Source organism: Achromobacter sp. MYb9, from assembly GCF_002975275.1.
Classification (GTDB): Bacteria; Pseudomonadota; Gammaproteobacteria; order Burkholderiales; family Burkholderiaceae_B; genus Achromobacter.
The window spans coordinates 332,464-347,348 of record NZ_PCOQ01000001.1 but is presented as its reverse complement, the minus strand read 5'-3'; the positions used below and the strand labels follow the sequence as shown (position 1 = coordinate 347,348).

General features: G+C 65.4%; 15 protein-coding genes. 6 read left to right on the top strand and 9 right to left on the bottom strand.

Annotated elements, in window-relative coordinates:
• The first annotated feature begins 205 nt into the window (after nucleotides 1–205).
• From lepA to CQ050_RS01570, 6 genes are read left to right on the top strand one after another with little or no spacing between them, the layout of a single operon-like run.
• A complete protein-coding gene (gene lepA / locus CQ050_RS01595; protein ID WP_057284786.1) occupies nucleotides 206–1,999 on the top strand; it encodes a translation elongation factor 4 in 1,794 nt (597 codons plus the stop codon).
• Between the two features lie 23 nt (nucleotides 2,000–2,022).
• On the top strand, nucleotides 2,023–2,907 hold the full coding sequence (gene lepB, locus CQ050_RS01590; protein ID WP_105555095.1) for a signal peptidase I: 885 nt from the start codon (nucleotides 2,023–2,025) through the stop codon (nucleotides 2,905–2,907).
• Between the two features lie 2 nt (nucleotides 2,908–2,909).
• Nucleotides 2,910–3,671 (top strand): ribonuclease III, encoded by a 762-nt coding sequence (gene rnc / locus CQ050_RS01585; RefSeq protein WP_105555094.1) that lies wholly within the window; start codon nucleotides 2,910–2,912, stop codon nucleotides 3,669–3,671.
• A complete protein-coding gene (gene era, locus CQ050_RS01580; protein WP_105555093.1) occupies nucleotides 3,668–4,558 on the top strand; it encodes a GTPase Era in 891 nt (296 codons plus the stop codon). The genes rnc and era overlap by 4 nt, the downstream gene beginning before the upstream one ends.
• The gene (gene recO, locus CQ050_RS01575) at nucleotides 4,551–5,138 is read left to right on the top strand and encodes a DNA repair protein RecO (RefSeq protein ID WP_105555092.1); all 588 of its coding nucleotides are present in this window, start codon (nucleotides 4,551–4,553) and stop codon (nucleotides 5,136–5,138) included. Before era ends, recO begins: the two co-directional genes overlap by 8 nt.
• 18 nt (nucleotides 5,139–5,156) lie before the next feature.
• The gene (locus CQ050_RS01570) at nucleotides 5,157–6,065 is read left to right on the top strand and encodes a LysR family transcriptional regulator (RefSeq protein ID WP_105555091.1); all 909 of its coding nucleotides are present in this window, start codon (nucleotides 5,157–5,159) and stop codon (nucleotides 6,063–6,065) included.
• Nucleotides 6,066–6,089: 24 nt separating this feature from the next.
• Here the strand turns inward: CQ050_RS01570 and CQ050_RS01565 are convergent, their stop codons facing one another.
• The 9 genes from CQ050_RS01565 to CQ050_RS01525 all read right to left on the bottom strand — a co-directional run bounded on the left by CQ050_RS01565 (nucleotide 6,090) and on the right by CQ050_RS01525 (nucleotide 14,836).
• A complete protein-coding gene (locus CQ050_RS01565) occupies nucleotides 6,090–7,190 on the bottom strand; it encodes a pyridoxal-phosphate dependent enzyme (protein ID WP_105555090.1) in 1,101 nt (366 codons plus the stop codon).
• Between the two features lie 3 nt (nucleotides 7,191–7,193).
• A complete protein-coding gene (locus tag CQ050_RS01560; RefSeq protein WP_105555089.1) occupies nucleotides 7,194–8,174 on the bottom strand; it encodes a succinylglutamate desuccinylase/aspartoacylase family protein in 981 nt (326 codons plus the stop codon).
• A gap of 31 nt (nucleotides 8,175–8,205) precedes the next feature.
• Nucleotides 8,206–9,162: a tripartite tricarboxylate transporter substrate binding protein gene (locus tag CQ050_RS01555; RefSeq protein WP_105555088.1), complete on the bottom strand. Its 957-nt coding sequence runs from the start codon at nucleotides 9,160–9,162 to the stop codon at nucleotides 8,206–8,208.
• A gap of 90 nt (nucleotides 9,163–9,252) precedes the next feature.
• A complete protein-coding gene (locus CQ050_RS01550; protein WP_105555087.1) occupies nucleotides 9,253–10,542 on the bottom strand; it encodes an NTP/NDP exchange transporter in 1,290 nt (429 codons plus the stop codon).
• 4 nt (nucleotides 10,543–10,546) lie between these two features.
• A complete protein-coding gene (locus CQ050_RS01545) occupies nucleotides 10,547–11,464 on the bottom strand; it encodes an aldo/keto reductase (RefSeq protein ID WP_105555086.1) in 918 nt (305 codons plus the stop codon).
• 74 nt (nucleotides 11,465–11,538) lie between these two features.
• Nucleotides 11,539–12,249 (bottom strand): Bax inhibitor-1/YccA family protein, encoded by a 711-nt coding sequence (locus CQ050_RS01540; protein WP_105555085.1) that lies wholly within the window; start codon nucleotides 12,247–12,249, stop codon nucleotides 11,539–11,541.
• 132 nt (nucleotides 12,250–12,381) lie between these two features.
• Nucleotides 12,382–12,774 carry a hypothetical protein gene (locus tag CQ050_RS01535; protein ID WP_105555084.1) on the bottom strand — a complete coding sequence of 131 codons (393 nt, stop codon included), beginning with the start codon at nucleotides 12,772–12,774 and terminating at the stop codon, nucleotides 12,382–12,384.
• A gap of 60 nt (nucleotides 12,775–12,834) precedes the next feature.
• A complete protein-coding gene (locus tag CQ050_RS01530; protein WP_105555083.1) occupies nucleotides 12,835–13,302 on the bottom strand; it encodes a DNA polymerase III subunit chi in 468 nt (155 codons plus the stop codon).
• 22 nt (nucleotides 13,303–13,324) lie between these two features.
• On the bottom strand, nucleotides 13,325–14,836 hold the full coding sequence (locus CQ050_RS01525; protein ID WP_105555082.1) for a leucyl aminopeptidase: 1,512 nt from the start codon (nucleotides 14,834–14,836) through the stop codon (nucleotides 13,325–13,327).
• Between the last annotated feature and the right edge of the window lie 49 nt (nucleotides 14,837–14,885).

Genomic DNA, 14,885 nt, shown 5'->3' with positions numbered 1-14,885 from the left:
CCGGCGCGGCCCGGCGGCAGAAAAAAAACCCCAAGACCAGCTAAAATGGCTGGTTGCCGCAAGAGGGGGCGCCTGGCGCCCCCTCGTTTTTGCCCGGGCATTGCCTACCAGCGGCCCGCCAGCGCCCCTCACGTCAGCCGTGCGTACTCCGGCGGCGGTGTCTTCCGGCCATGTGCCGAGTGTTCCGTCCCTTATAATTTCAAGCATGCAGCATATTCGCAACTTCTCCATCATTGCCCACATCGATCACGGTAAATCGACCCTGGCCGATCGCCTGATCCAGCGCTGCGGCGGATTGGCGGATCGCGAAATGTCGGCGCAGGTGCTCGATTCCATGGAAATCGAACGCGAGCGCGGCATCACCATCAAGGCTCAGACCGCCGCCCTGCATTACAAGGCGAAGGACGGCAAGACCTACAACCTGAACCTGATCGACACCCCGGGGCACGTGGACTTCTCGTATGAAGTCAGCCGCTCGCTGTCGGCGTGCGAAGGCGCGCTGCTGGTGGTGGATGCGTCCCAGGGCGTGGAAGCGCAGACGGTCGCCAACTGCTACACCGCCATCGAACTGGGCGTGGAAGTCGTGCCGGTTTTGAACAAGATGGATCTGCCGCAGGCCGATCCCGAAGGCGCGCGCCAGGAAGTCGAAGACGTGATCGGCATCGACGCCTCGGAAGCCGTGCTGGCCAGCGCCAAGACGGGCATGGGCATCGACGAAATCCTGGAAACCATCGTGGCGCGGGTGCCGGCGCCCAAGGGCGATCCCGACGCGCCGCTGCAGGCGCTGGTCATCGACTCCTGGTTCGACAACTACGTGGGCGTCGTGATGCTGGTGCGCATCATCAATGGCGTGCTCAAGCCCAAGGACAAGATTCTGCTGATGGCCTCCGGCGCCACCCACTTGTGCGAGCAGACCGGCGTATTCACGCCGAAGTCGCAGCAGCGTCCGCACCTGTCGGCGGGCGAAGTGGGCTTCATCATCGCTGGCATCAAGCAGCTGGAAGACGCCAAGGTGGGCGATACCGTCACCCTGGCCAATAAGCCGGCCGCCAGCGCGTTGCCCGGCTTCAAGGAAGTCAAGCCGCAGGTGTTCGCGGGCCTGTACCCGGTGGAAAGTTCGGAATACGACCAGCTGCGCGATTCGCTCGACAAGCTGAAGCTGAACGACGCCGCGCTGATGTTCGAACCGGAAGTCTCGCAGGCGCTGGGCTTCGGCTTCCGCTGCGGTTTCCTGGGCCTTTTGCACATGGAGATCGTGCAGGAACGCCTGGAGCGCGAGTTCGACATGGACATCATCACCACCGCGCCGTCGGTGGTGTACGAGGTCGAGCAGCGCGACGGCTCGGTGATCACCGTGGAAAGCCCGTCGCGCATGCCGGAAGTGGGCAAGATCCAGGACATCCGCGAGCCCATCGTGAAGGTCACGCTGTTCATGCCGCAGGACTACGTCGGTCCCGTCATGACGCTGTGCAATAACAAGCGCGGCTCGCAGGTCAACATGAGCTATCACGGCCGCCAGGTCCATCTGGTGTACGAGATCCCGCTGGCCGAGATCGTGCTGGACTTCTTCGACAAGCTGAAGTCGGTATCGCGCGGCTATGCCTCGATGGACTACGAATTCCTGGAATACCGCTCGGCCGACGTGGTGCGCGTGGACCTGCTGATCAACAACGACCGCGTGGATGCGCTGGCCGTGATTGTCCACCGCAGCAACGCGCGCCATCGCGCCCGCGACGTCGTGACCCGCATGCGCGGCCTGATCCCGCGCCAGATGTTCGACGTGGTGATCCAGGCCGCCATCGGCGCTGAAATCATCGCGCGCGAAAACGTGAAGGCGCTGCGCAAGAACGTGCTGGCCAAGTGCTACGGCGGCGATATCTCGCGCAAGAAGAAGCTGCTGGAAAAGCAGAAAGCCGGTAAGAAGCGCATGAAGCAGGTGGGTAGCGTGGAAATTCCGCAGGAGGCGTTCCTGGCCATCCTGCAAGTGGAAGACAAGTAGAACCAAAAGAAGGCGGTTAGCTGATGAGTTGGAACTTTGCCCTGATCCTGTTTGTTCTGCTGGTCTTGACCGGCATTATCTGGGTGCTTGATCTTGCGGTGCTGCGACGTGGTCGCGAAGCCCGCGCCCAAGCGGCAATGGCGCAGTACGACGCAGCCTTGGTCGGAGACGCTCAGGAAGCCGAGCGCCTTCGCCGCGAGGCTGGCGATGCCGCGCGGCGCGTGCCGTGGTGGATCGAGTACGCCGTCAGCTTTTTTCCCGTCATCCTGTTCGTCTTCATGCTGCGTTCGTTCGTGGTGGAGCCGTTCCGGATCCCGTCGGGTTCGATGCTGCCCACGCTGCAGTCGGGCGACCTGATCCTGGTGAACAAGTTCAGCTATGGCTTGCGCCTGCCCGTGATCGACAAGAAGGTCGTCGAGATCGGCAAACCCAAGCGCGGCGATGTGTTCGTGTTCCGCTATCCGGTGGATCCGGACGTGGATTACATCAAGCGCGTGGTGGGCCTGCCGGGCGACGAGATCGCCTACCTGGACAAAAAACTGTACATAAACGGCGAATTGGTGCCGCATGTACGCGACGGCGACTATTTTGAGCCCGACCGTGTCTCATATATTGCACAATATAAAGAGAAGTTGGGCGACGTTGAGCACAAAATCCTGCTGGATGAGAACAAGCCGCAAGATTATTCGCCGATGTGGCAATTTCCCAACCGCGGAAACTGCCAATACAGCCGCAATGGGGTACGCTGCAAAGTACCTGACGGCAGTTATTTCGCCATGGGCGATAATCGGGACAACAGCGCGGACAGCCGCTACTGGGGCTTCGTACCTGAAGCCAATATCGTCGGACGCGCGTTTTTCATCTGGATGAATTTCAGCGATCTCAGCCGCATCGGCCGGTTCAACTGATTATGTCGCTAGCCACGCTAGAAAATCGCCTGGATCACCACTTCGGTGATGCAGGCTTGTTGGAACAGGCACTGACGCATCGCAGTCACGGTGCGCGCCACAACGAGCGCTTGGAATTCCTTGGGGATTCCGTGTTGAATTTCGTCGTCGCGGCCATGCTGTTCGAGCGGTTTTCCAAAATCGACGAAGGCGATCTGTCGCGGCTGCGGGCGAACCTGGTCAAACAGGCGTCGCTGGCGGATATCGCGCAGCGTCTGGAACTATCGCAGTACCTGCGCCTGGGCGAAGGTGAATTGAAGAGCGGCGGGTTCCGCCGGCCGTCCATTCTTGCGGATACGGTCGAGGCGCTGTTCGGCGCCGTCTTCCTGGACGCGGGTTTCGACGCCGCGCGCCGCGTGATCGTGCGTCAGTACCAACCGGTGCTGGCGTCGGTCGACCCCAAAACGCTGGGCAAGGACGCCAAGACCTTGCTGCAGGAATTCCTGCAAGGCCGCAAGCTGGCGCTGCCGTTGTATACGGTGGTGGCCACACATGGCGCGGCCCACAGCCAGCAGTTCGAAGTCGAGTGTGCCATCCCGGCGCTCGAGATCAAGGTTATGGCGCCCGGCGCCAGCCGCCGCGCCGCCGAGCAATCGGCGGCCAAGCTGGCGTTGGAGGCCGCGCTGGCCATCAGCCCGGCGACCAAGGCTGCCCGCAAGTCGGGCAAGGCGCGCAAAACCGCGCAATTGTCGCTGCCCGTGGCAGTGGCTCAAGAGACTAAATGAGCGATACCCCTTTTCGTACTGGCTTCGTTGCCATTGTTGGCCGCCCCAATGTGGGTAAGTCCACGCTGACGAACGCCCTGATCGGTTCCAAGATCTCCATCGTGTCGCGCAAGGCGCAGACCACGCGCCACCGCATTCACGGCGTGCTGACGCGCGAGCACGAGCAATTCGTGTTTGTCGACACCCCGGGATTCCAGACCCGTCATGGCGGCGCGATGAACCGCATGATGAACCGCGTCGTGACGCAGGCACTGGCCGACGTCGACGTGGTGGTGCATGTGGTGGAAGCCGGCAAATGGTCGGAAGGCGACGCCAAGCTGCTGCCGCTGCTGCCCAACCCCGAGCGCACGATCCTGGTGGTGTCCAAGATCGACGCGCTGAAGAACCGCGACGACCTGTTCGCCTTCGTCGCCAAGATCATGGCGCTGCATCCGTTCGGCGCCGTGGTGCCTGTCAGCGCCACGAAGAACCACCAGCTGGACCAACTGCTGCAAGAGATCGCAACGCGCCTGCCGGAAGGCGAGGCGATGTTCGAAGAAGATACGCTGACTGATCGCCCCATGCGGTTCATCGCCGCCGAACTGGTGCGCGAGAAGATCTTCCGCCTGGTGGGCGACGAACTGCCCTATGGCTGTACCGTCGTCATCGAGCAATGGGAAGAAACCAGCAAGGGCGCCAGCATCAACGCTTGCGTCGTCGTCGAACGCGACAGCCACAAGCCCATCTTGTTGGGCACGGGCGGCATGCACATGAAGCGTATTGCCACGGAGGCGCGGCAGGACATCGCCAAGCTGCTGGACAAGCCGGTTCACCTTGAGGTCTACATCAAGGTGCGAAAGGGCTGGTCCGACCGCGAGAGTGCGCTCCGCGATTTGGGCTATGAGTAGACGGGCGCCTCGCGTCCAGGATCGTCCGGGGTTTATGTTGCACGCCACGGCGTGGCGTGAGACTTCCCTTATTGTTCAGACGTTCTCCCGCGATCATGGCTGCGTAGCCATGGTCGCCAAGGGCGCCAAGCGCCCTTATTCCATCCTGCGTCCCGTGTTGTCGGCCTTTCAGCCCCTGCTGCTGTCCTGGACCGGCAACGGCGAAGTCAAGACCTTGACCCGCGCCGAGATCGCCGGCATCCGTCCGCTGACGGGCACCGCCTTGATGTCCGCCTGGTACATGAACGAACTGCTCTTGCGCCTGTTGCCGCGCGAGGACGCCCACCCCTTGTTGTTCGACGCCTACGACATGGCGCTGCAGCAACTGTCCAACGGCACCCGTGCCGCCGGTGCGCTGCGCCGCTTCGAGTGGACCTTGCTGCGCGAAACCGGCTACGGCGTGGATGAAGACGCCCCGGACTTCGAAGACCCTGTGATCGAACCGGCGCTGCGCCGCGACCTGCGTGAACGCCTGGCCGAGATTCTGGCCGGCCGTCCGTTGTCCACCCGGCGCGTGCTGATGGACCTGCAACGCATCTAAGCGCGCCGCGCGCCGCCCATGACCTTCACGCTCAAACAGGTCGAGACCTTCCGCACCGTCTATGAGACGGAAAGCGTGACTGCGGCCGCCCGGCGGCTGGACGTGTCGCCCGCGACGGTCAGCGCGACCCTGGCCGCGCTGGAAGCCAGCATCGAATTGCGGTTGTTCGAGCGCGTGCGCCAGCGTATGCAGCGCACGCCCGAGGCCACGTTGCTGTATGAAGAAATCCGCCGTTTGAATGTCGGACTGGATAGCCTGGGCCGCAAGATCCGCGCGATTCGTGGCGCCGCCCAACCGCGTCTGCGCATCGGCTGCATTCATGCCTACAGCGGCGCCGTGGTCAGCGACGCGATCTCGCGTTTTCGCACGCGCTATCCGGACACGCCCCTGTATCTGCAGATCCGAGATTCCAATACGTTGCGCGACATGGTGGTGTCGGGCGAGCTGGACCTGGCCGTGGTGGCCGATGAGTCAGAGCTGGAAGGGTTGCGCGGCCATCGCCTGGCCAGCTTGCGGGCGGTGGCCGTCTTTCCGGGTGGGCACGCGCTGGCACGGTTGGGGGCCATCGATTTTTCGCATTTGGCGGGTCTGGACGTGATCGCCTTGAATGCCGAGGACGGTTCACGCAAGCGGCTGGATTCGCTGCTGCGCCAGGCGGAACAGACCCTGAGGGTGGCGATCGAAACGCCGTACTCCAGCACCGTATGCCAATTGGCGCTGGCCGGGCATGGCGTGGGTATCGCCAACCCGGCGACAGCCGTGGGCATGGAGGCAGCGGGCCTGTGCTATCGCCCGCTGACGGCATCCGTGCATTTCGAATGCCACATGATCCTTCATGGGAGCCGGCCGCTGTCCGAAGCCGGCAAGTTCTGGGCCACGTGCCTGCGTGGCGCATTGGCCCCGCTGGTGGACCAATTCGGCGTCTAGCAGGCCGCCGCAGCGTGGCGGAGATCAGCCTCGGCGTCCGTCCGACGTCACGATCAGCACCACCGACGATTCGGCATCCAGCACGCCGGAACGCCTGAGCCGGGACACGGCCGCCAGGGCTGCGGCGGAAGACAGTTCAGTGCTGATTCCCTTGCGCTCGAGCCGCTGTTGCGCCTGGGCCGCGGCGGCATCGGAGACCTCCACAGGCGTCCCGCCCGAGCGCGACATGGCTTCCAGCGATTGCAGCGTGCAGGTGCCGCCCGCGATGGAGTATTGGTCCGTGACGCCCTCCCACAGGCCGCGCGCGTCGCCCGCCGCACGGGCCCGCGACAAGCGGGCGTACGGCTCGACCGCATGCAGGCGCGGCAGACGCGCGATGCGGCCGCGTTGCAGCAGGTGCTGCCAGCCCAGGAAAATTCCCCATAACAGATCGCCGCGCGCAGTCGGCACGATGATGTCGGTGGGCGTGCCGCAGGCATCCAGGATTTCCTGGGCGATGGGTTTGTAGCCTTCCACGCCATAGGGATGCGTGCCGACCGGGGGATTCAGGTAGTTGGTGCCGGCGAATGCACCGTGGTTGCGGCACAGATCCGACACGTAGGGCCAACGGGCCAGGCTGTCTTCGAAGGCGCTGAGTTTGGCGCCGAAGCGCTGCATGGCTTCGCGCTGCAGCGGCGGGCAATTGCGGGTGATGGCAATGTCGGCCTGCAGGCCGGCCGCGGCGCAATAAGCCGCAAGCGAGACGCCGGCATTGCCGCTGGATGCCGCCGCCACGCGGGTCGCGCCTGCCAGGCGGGCGCGCGACACCAACTGCGCCGCCATGCGGTCTTTGTGGCTGCCGGTGGGGTTGGCGCTTTCGCACTTGAGCCAAAGCTGGCCGACGCCTTCGGCGAGTGCCAGATCCGTGGCTTCGAGATGGGGGGTGGCCCCTTCGCCCAGCGTGATGGGCGTCAACACCGGCAAAGGAATGGCGCGGTCCGTGTCGCAGGCGTCGTAGTCGCATTCCAGGGTGGCGGGGTGTCCCGCCGCCAGGCAACTCGGGCAGCCTTCGGGATAGTCGCCGGGCGGCCACAGGCTCGCGCAGCGGATGCAGCGCAGGCCGGACAATCTAGGATTCATCTGCATGGGTCAATACATCGATGCAAGGGAGTTCAGGGGAAGGGCGGGCGCGACTTGCAGCAGGCAGTCGCCATCGTCGCTGCGCGCAATGGCGCGCAGGCAGACGACCGTGCCCGCTTGGGGACTCTGCAGGTTGCGCAGGGGGGTATCGGGGCGGGCGGGTTCGATCAGGCGGCCGATGCGCTGGCCGGCCGTGATCGATTGTCCCAATTCAACGCCAGGCACGAACACGCCGGCTTCGCGGGCACGTAGCGTGGCGGCGGGGGCGTCCAGATCATAGAGGCGGACTTCCGGGTCACGGGGCATCGGAACATCCGACAGCAGGCCCAGTTCACCCAGGCATCCCAGCAAGCCGTCACGGCACCGGTCCGCAAGGCGGCTACTGGTTTCCCTGCCGCCGCCGATCTCGGCGCTCAGGCGCAGCACGCCATGGCGGCTGGCCGCAGCGGGCAGGGAGGCGGCTTCAGTGCCCCGGAAAAACACGCAATGAGGCAGGCCGAAGGCGCGCGCCAATGCGGGAAGTCGCTCGTCGCAGGCGTCGTCGCCGTAGCGGGTGATTACCGATGAGGGCAGGTAGCGCAGGGACGCGCCGCCGCTGTGCACATCGACCATCGCCTGGATGCGGGGCAACAGCCGGACCTCTAGCGCTGCCGCCACGCTTTCGGTGTAGCCGCGCGCCGGTGCGCCCAGGAAGGCACGGTTCAAGTTGCCGCCGTCCGCGGGTGACAGACGTGTGCCGGCCAACGAGGCCTCGGCGTTCACGGCGGGCAGCAGATAAACGGTGCCGCGTTCCAGGATGGCCGGCAGGTGATGCCATAAGTCGAGGATGGCCGCCTGGCCTTCCCATTCGTCGCCATGCACGCCGGCGATCAGGGCAACGGCGGGGCCAGGCCCCGCATCGATCCGCAGCACGGGGATGGTGATACGGCGGTAAGCGGATTCATTGGTTGCGGCGGCAACGGAGAAATCCTCTCGGGTTACGCGGACCATGCGGTGACTCCGGTATGGGCGTGCACGCGCGTCAATCCAGCGTGGCGGCCTTGATGATGCTCTCCCATTTGGGCAGCTCCTTGCGAATCTGGCTCTGAACGTCCTGGGGCGTCCCACCCAAGGGTTCCTGGGAACGGCTGCGCAGTTCCTTCTCGACATTCGGCGAACGCAGCGCCTGGTTAAGCGCGGCGTTCAGGCGGGCGACGGCCGCCGGTGGCGTGCCCGCAGGGGCAATCAATGCGCTCCAGGCCGACTGTTCGTAATCGGGATAGCCTTGTTCGGCCACCGTGGGCACGTCCGGATTGGAGGCGGCACGAGACTTGGTCGTGACCGCAAGCGCGCGCAGGCGGCCGTCCTTCAGGTTGCCGATCAAGGGCGGCAGGTTTTCCATCATGGCGTCGACATGGCCGCCCAGCAGATCGGACAGCTGCGCGGCCGTTGCTTTATAGGGAATCTGGCGCACGGCGGCGCCGGTCTGGGCGATGAAGAGCTTCACGCCGACTTCGCTGGTCGTGCCGGGATCCGCCGACGTCATGGTCAGGCGGTCGGGCTGGGCGCGGCTGGCTTCGATGAAGCTCTTCAGGTCTTGATAGGGCGAGGCGGTGTTGACCACGATGACGTTCGGGGTTTCCGCGACCAGGCCGATGGGTGTCACGTCTCGGTCCAGGTCATAAAGCTGTTGCTTGAACAGGAATCGATGCAGCACCAGGGTGCCGACGTGGGCATAGCCGATGGTGTAGCCATCCGCGGGGGCGCGCACCACGGCCTGTGTGCCGATGCGGCCGCCTGCGCCGACGCGGTTTTCGATCACCACGGGTTGGCCGAGCTGGCGGCTCATTTCCTGTCCGACCAGGCGTGCGGTGATGTCCGCGTTGCCGCCGGCGGCGGCGGGTACGATCAACGTGATGGCGCGCGCCGGATAATCGGCTTGCGCGGAGGCCGCGGCAAGGCAAAGCGACAGGGCGGCAAGGCAGGCAGTGCGTTTCATGGCGATTCCCGAGGCGGTGAGAGCTGCGCCATTGTGCGGCGGCGGCCCGCGGAATCCGTTTGCCTTGCTCAGATGGATATTCAGAAAAATCTAACGCTCTTCGATGTTGCGCGTGTCGGCCTGTTTCCCCAGGCCGTAGCCGACGGCTGCGGCGCCCAACGCAACCGCCGCGCCCAATAGCGCGATGAGGGCGGTGCCGTGCCCCAGCATGTCGACACCCGCCTTGACCCATCCGCTGGCTGCGTCGCCGCCCCGGTACACCACGGTGTCGATGACGCTCTTGGTCTTGTACTTGTCTTCGGGCGGGACCGCCGTGAACAGCATCTCGCGCCCCGGCCGGATCAGGGCGTATTCGCCGGCCCGCCGCAGGATCATCGCGGCTGCCAGCACGCCGAAGACGGGAAACGCCGCCAGCGCCAGGAACGACACGCCCACGGCCAGCGGCACCGCCGTCAACAGGAAGCGCAGGCCCAGTCGCGCGGCGACCCGGCCCGTGATGAAAACCTGCGACAACAGCGCCAGTGTCTGGACCGTGAAATCCAGCGCGCTGAAGACGCGGATGCGCTGGGCGGTGTCGGGAAACGTATCGGCCACCAGGCGCGCCTGCTCCATGTACAGGAACGTGTTCAGGGTGGCCAGCAGCACGACCAGGAGCGAAATGCCCAGCAGGTAGCGCGAACGAAAAATGCGCGAGATGCCGGCCAGGACGGCGCCCGCGATGGGGCGCTGCAGGTCTTCCAGGCCGGTGTCCGCGCGCGTGGCGGCGCGCCATCGCAGCAGCCACTGCTTGAGCGGCAGCGTCGCCGTCAGCATCAGGGCCGACAGCAGAAGCAGCCCGGCAGGACTCAGTGCGCCCGCCAGCAGGGCGCCCAGCAGCGGGCCGCAGAGTCCCCCCGCGCTGGCCCCGGCGGCGATCAACGCAAACAGGCGCTTGGCCGACTCCATGCGGAACACGTCGGCCATCAGGCTCCAGGCGATCGAGACCACGAACAGATTGAACACCGACAGCCACACGTAGAAGGCGCGGGCGGCCCAGACGCTGTCGGGCCGCAAGTGGAGCAGGCCGGCGAATCCCGCCATGGTCAACGCGAACAGGCTGTAGACCCAGGTGAGCAAGGTGGCGCGCGGCACGCGGGCCGATAGCCAGCCGAATAGCGGCACGACGGCCAACGTGGCAACGAAGGTGGCGGTGAACAACCATTGCAGCTGATTCACGCCTGCCTGGATGCCCAGGGTTTCGCGGATCGGGCGCAGCATGAAATAGCCGCAGAACAGAAAGAAGAAAAAGGCGAAGCCGCAGGCGGCGGGCGCAATTTCCTCGTCGTGGATGCCCAGCGCCCGTGCCGCCCGTGCGCGCAGGGAGGTAGGGGCGCTGGCCATGGCCCTACGCCAGCAAGGCGGCAATGCGTTCGCGCAAGGCGGCGTCCGGCTGCCGCCCGAATCCGGCCAGCGCATTGTCGGCCATGTTGGCGGGCTTGGACGTGGCGGGGATGACGGCGGTGACGGCCGGATGGCCGATGATGAACTTCAGGAAAATCTGTGCCCAGCTCGTGCAGCCGATGTCGGCGGCAAGTGCCGGTAGCGGGCGGCCCTTGACCTGGCGGAACAGGGACCCGTCCTGGAACGGGCGGTTGATCAGCACGGCGACGCCGTTGGCCCTGCAAGCGGGCAGCAGCCGTTTTTCGGCGTTGCGCGCGCCAACGGACAGATTGACCTGAAGAAAGTCGGGCTTCTCGCGTTCGACCAGTTCGGTCAGCTCGTCGTGCGCATGGTCGGTGTAGTGCGTGATGCCGATGTAGCGGGTGACGCCTTGTTGTTTCAATTCGCGCAGCAGTGCCAACTGGTTGCGGGTGTCGATCAGGTTGTGTACCTGGATCAGATCCAGTTTGTCGCTGCCCAACAGCTTTTGCGACTGCAGCACCTGGGCCATGGCGGATTCGCGACCGTGGGCGCCGATCTTGGTCGCCAGGAAATACCGGTCACGCATCCCGCCGTCACGCGTCAGCAGCGAGCCGACAACGGCTTCCGCCTGGCCGTAACTGGGCGCGGTATCGATCAGGAATCCGCCTTCCTTACTGAAGATGTCCAGCACCTGCGCCAGCGGCTCCATGGCCGCCGTGTCGCCGGGCGAGACGTTGAAGGTGTCCGCCGTTCCCAGGCCAATGACGGGGATCAGGTCGCCCGAAGCGGGGATGGTGCGGCTTAGCATGGCTTGTTTGAAGCTGAGCGCGCGCGCCGTGCCGGCGGATCCCAGCAACGCGGCGCAGGTGGCGGTTTGCAGAAAGCGGCGGCGGTCGTGCATGGCGAAGGGGCGCTCCAAAGAAAAAAGGCCTACACGCGAATGTAGGCCTTTTGCAGGGGTCTTCCGACCGGTGCTTACTCGCGGTTGCCGCCGAAGATGCCCAGCAGCATCAGCAGGTTCGAGAAGACGTTATAGACGTCCAGATAGATGGCCAGCGTGGCGGACACGTAGTTGGTTTCGCCGCCGTTGACCACGCGTTGCAAGTCAACCAGCATGAAGGCCGAGAAGATCAGGATGGCCATGACCGAGATGGTCAGCATCAGCGCGGGCATCTGCAGGAAGATGTTGGCCAGGGCCGCCACCAGGATGACCACGGCGCCGATGAACAGGAACTTCTGCATCCCGGACAGATCGCGCTTGATGGTCGTGGCCAGCGTGGCCATCGTGCCGAACACGATCGCCGTGCCGCCGAAGGCGGTCATGACCAACTGCGAGCCGTTGCTGAAGCCCATGACGAAGCCGAGCAGGCGCGACAGCATCACGCCCATGAAGAACGTGAAGGCCAGCAGCAGCACGACGCCCAGCGAGTTGTTCTTGTTCTTCTCGATGGCGAACATCAGGCCGAACGCGCCCACCAGGAACACGATGGCGGACAGGCCGGGGCTGGCGCCCATGACGCGGTTGATGCCGGTGTAGAGGCCGACGGCGGCGCCCAGGACAGTGGGGATCAGCGACAGCGCCAAGAGCCAATAGGTGTTGCGCAGGACCTGGTTGCGAGCGACCTCGCCCGGCGCGCCGGCAACTGCGCCGGAACGGTTAAAAGGGGACGGACGATATTCGTTCATGGAGAACTCCTGTGTACGGCAAAAATAGTGATTGCCTAGAAGGCTTAGATGGGAAGGATACCTTACAGTTCCCTGAAGAATCCAGTTTTTGGAAGATTTAGACCGGTCGCCGGATACCCGCCAACGGCCGGTTCAACCCGGCCGAACATCCTTGAGCACACGGGTAACGATACCCGGTAATTCGGCGTCCATGCGGGTTTGGATGTGCGCAATCGCCTCGGCCAGCGCCTGACGCATCAATTGCTCGACTTCGGCCTGCAGGCGGGCGGTCAGCACCGTGGGGTCGGGCAAGGCGGCCTGGGCGGCTTCGGCTTGCGCCTGGGCGTCGGCTTCCGCTTCCTGCGCATGGGCAACCTCCGTCAGCAACGGAAAAGCGTCGTCGGCAAATGCCGGCTGGACGCCGTCGTTGTCGGCGCGTTCCGTCAACAGGGGCGCATCCGCCTCGTCGGCGGCCGGCGGGTAGAGCGTGGGCTCGGCCCGCTGGGTCAGGGTGGGGATGCCGGGATCGTTGGGGCGAGTAGGCATGGGGGGGCTTCCGAATATCGATGGGCGGGCGGCAAAGGCCCGCCGGGGCGGGTAGGGCGGTCAGTCGCCAGAGGGCTGGCGGCTAAGGTCGTGGCTGACCGGCGTATGGCCGGCATTCTGGTAGACGCGCCAGCGTTGGCGCGCGGCCTGCTTGTCATCGGGGTCTTCCGACACGATTTCAAGCAGGCGCTCGAAGGTGTCGAAGCCCGGCGGGCACTCGGTGTCCAGATTCAGCAGCCACAGCGGCGCGGCGTCGCCGCCCGCCGGCTGGGCGGCCTGCGCGGCTTGCTGCGGATCGCCGGCCGTCAGCACCACCGGCGTCTCGGACGCCAGCGGGTCATTGGCCAGCACATGCGGCACGAACGACGTGTCGTCGAACGCCCACAGCATGCGGTCGAACGCCACCAGGCGAGAGCCATCCCTACAGTACACCACCAGCCGCTGGCCAGCCAGGAAGCGCTTGCGCACCACCTGGCAGGCCATGCGCAGGCGGTCGGGCGCGCCGAAGGCGAAGTCGATCCGCGTCATGCCCGGTTCCGTTGCTGTCGTTTCAAGCCTGGTCCAGCAGGTACTGCATCAGCAGGGGGACGGGGCGGCCGGTGGCGCCCTTGTCCTTGCCGCCGCGCCAGGCGGTGCCGGCGATGTCCAGGTGGGCCCAGGGGTAGGCCTTGGCGAACCGTGACAGGAAGCAGGCCGCGGTGACGGCGCCGGCCGGGGGGCCGCCGATGTTGGCCAGGTCGGCGAAGTTGGACTTCAGCTGTTCCTGGTAGGCGTCGTCCATCGGCATGCGCCAAGCGGTGTCCAGCGACTGGCGGCCGGCTGCGGCCAGCGCCTCGGCCAGGGCGTCGTCCTTCGAGAACAGGCCGCTGTTGACGTTGCCCAGCGCCACGACGCAAGCGCCGGTCAGCGTGGCGATGTCGATGACGGCGGACGGCTTGAAGCGTTCGGCGTAGGTCAGGGCGTCGCACAGGACCAGGCGGCCCTCGGCGTCGGTGTTCAGGATCTCGATGGTCAGGCCGGCCATGCTGGTGACGACGTCGCCCGGCTTGTTGGCCGTGCCGCTGGGCAGGTTCTCGCAAGCCGGAATCAGGCCGACGACGTCCAGCGGCAGCTCCAGTTCGGCCAGCGCGCGGAACGAACCCAGCACGCTGGCGGCGCCGCACATGTCGTACTTCATTTCGTCCATGGTGGCGGCAGGCTTGAGCGAGATGCCGCCGGCGTCGAACGTGATGCCCTTGCCAACCAGCACGATCGGGCCCTGGGCGGACTTGGCGCCCTTCTTGGCCGAGGCCTTGGCGCCTGCGTGGCGCAGCACGATGAATCGCAGGGGTTCCGCCGAGCCGCGGGCGACCGACAGGAACGAACCCATGCCCAATGCCTCGACCTGCTTCTTGTCCAGCACTTCCACTTTCAGCGACTTGAATTCGCGAGCCAGGCGCTTGGCGGTGTCGCCCAGGTAGGTCGGGGTGCAAATGTTGCCGGGCAGGTTGCCCAGCGTGCGGGTCAGGTCCATGCCGTTGGCGATGGCGCTGCCTTCGCGCAAGCCTTTCTGGGCCTGGGCGGCGTCGGCGCGCTCGACGATCTGGACGATCTTCTTCAATTTGGGGCGGGCGTCGCGGTCGGGTTTGCCGAAGCTGGCGTCGTAGTGATAGGTGGCGTTGCCGGCCGCGATGGCGGCGCTGCGGGCGCGGGCGATGACGGCCACGTCCGCGAGCGGGTTGGCGACCAGGGTGGATACGCCTTCAGCCAGCTGGGCGGCGACGCAGACCGACGCGAATGCCTGTTCGGCCGACGCGTGGGCGCGGGCCGAATATTCGTCCTGTTTGCCCAGACCCACCAGCACCACGCGCTGCGCGGTCACGCCAGGCAGCGCGCGCAACGTCAGCGTGGAACCGGCGCGTCCGCGGAACTCGGTCTTGACCACCGCGCGCACGGCGCCGTTGGAGGCGCGGTCGATGATGTCGGCGGCGGGGCTCAACACGCCATCCGCGTAGACGCCGACAGCCAGGGCGGCGGTTTTGACTTGGTGCAGGGAAGCAGTGGTCTGTGTGCTAAATTCCATGAGGGTTTCCCGTGTGCGTCTGTGTATGATGCGGTCGATTATCCCGCAT

What these genes read in the sequence shown, in the direction of transcription:
- CQ050_RS01555 (WP_105555088.1), bottom strand. Translation starts at nt 9,162, where the DNA reads ATGAAACGCACTGCCTGCCTTGCCGCCCTGTCGCTTTGCCTTGCCGCG.
- CQ050_RS01545 (WP_105555086.1), bottom strand. Translation starts at nt 11,464, where the DNA reads ATGCACGACCGCCGCCGCTTTCTGCAAACCGCCACCTGCGCCGCGTTG.
- CQ050_RS01560 (WP_105555089.1), bottom strand. Translation starts at nt 8,174, where the DNA reads ATGGTCCGCGTAACCCGAGAGGATTTCTCCGTTGCCGCCGCAACCAAT.
- CQ050_RS01540 (WP_105555085.1), bottom strand. Translation starts at nt 12,249, where the DNA reads ATGAACGAATATCGTCCGTCCCCTTTTAACCGTTCCGGCGCAGTTGCC.
- lepB (WP_105555095.1), top strand. Translation starts at nt 2,023, where the DNA reads ATGAGTTGGAACTTTGCCCTGATCCTGTTTGTTCTGCTGGTCTTGACC.
- era (WP_105555093.1), top strand. Translation starts at nt 3,668, where the DNA reads ATGAGCGATACCCCTTTTCGTACTGGCTTCGTTGCCATTGTTGGCCGC.
- CQ050_RS01550 (WP_105555087.1), bottom strand. Translation starts at nt 10,542, where the DNA reads ATGGCCAGCGCCCCTACCTCCCTGCGCGCACGGGCGGCACGGGCGCTG.
- lepA (WP_057284786.1), top strand. Translation starts at nt 206, where the DNA reads ATGCAGCATATTCGCAACTTCTCCATCATTGCCCACATCGATCACGGT.
- CQ050_RS01530 (WP_105555083.1), bottom strand. Translation starts at nt 13,302, where the DNA reads ATGACGCGGATCGACTTCGCCTTCGGCGCGCCCGACCGCCTGCGCATG.
- CQ050_RS01565 (WP_105555090.1), bottom strand. Translation starts at nt 7,190, where the DNA reads ATGCAGATGAATCCTAGATTGTCCGGCCTGCGCTGCATCCGCTGCGCG.
- CQ050_RS01535 (WP_105555084.1), bottom strand. Translation starts at nt 12,774, where the DNA reads ATGCCTACTCGCCCCAACGATCCCGGCATCCCCACCCTGACCCAGCGG.
- CQ050_RS01525 (WP_105555082.1), bottom strand. Translation starts at nt 14,836, where the DNA reads ATGGAATTTAGCACACAGACCACTGCTTCCCTGCACCAAGTCAAAACC.
- rnc (WP_105555094.1), top strand. Translation starts at nt 2,910, where the DNA reads ATGTCGCTAGCCACGCTAGAAAATCGCCTGGATCACCACTTCGGTGAT.
- recO (WP_105555092.1), top strand. Translation starts at nt 4,551, where the DNA reads ATGAGTAGACGGGCGCCTCGCGTCCAGGATCGTCCGGGGTTTATGTTG.
- CQ050_RS01570 (WP_105555091.1), top strand. Translation starts at nt 5,157, where the DNA reads ATGACCTTCACGCTCAAACAGGTCGAGACCTTCCGCACCGTCTATGAG.